Origin of the sequence: Rhizobium ecuadorense (assembly GCF_001187535.1) — a bacterium.
Lineage (GTDB): Bacteria > Pseudomonadota > Alphaproteobacteria > Rhizobiales > Rhizobiaceae > Rhizobium > Rhizobium ecuadorense.
This window is the reverse complement of record NZ_LFIO01001380.1, coordinates 1-216: the sequence shown is the minus strand read 5'-3', so window position 1 is coordinate 216 and position 216 is coordinate 1. Positions and strand designations below refer to the sequence as shown.

At 64.8% G+C, this 216-nt stretch carries 1 pseudogene; it reads left to right on the top strand.

Going from position 1 to position 216, the window contains the following annotated elements:
- Nucleotides 1-216: pseudogene (locus tag AF337_RS29660) on the top strand (MSMEG_0568 family radical SAM protein); the annotation flags it as partial.

The following is a 216-nucleotide window of genomic DNA, read 5'->3' as shown; positions in this document are numbered from 1 at the left end:
CGGTGTCTATCCCTTCGTCGTGCCCTTCGTGCCGATCTCCGGCACGCCGCTCGAAAGCCACCCGGCGCCGCGGCCCGACTTCATGCACTCGATCCTCGGACCCTTGTCCAGGATGCTGGTCGCCAGCGGCTTGAAGGCCGTCGACATCAAGGCCGGCTGCGGCAAATGCGGCGCCTGCTCCGCCCTTTCCACCTATGAAAGGATGCTCACCAAATG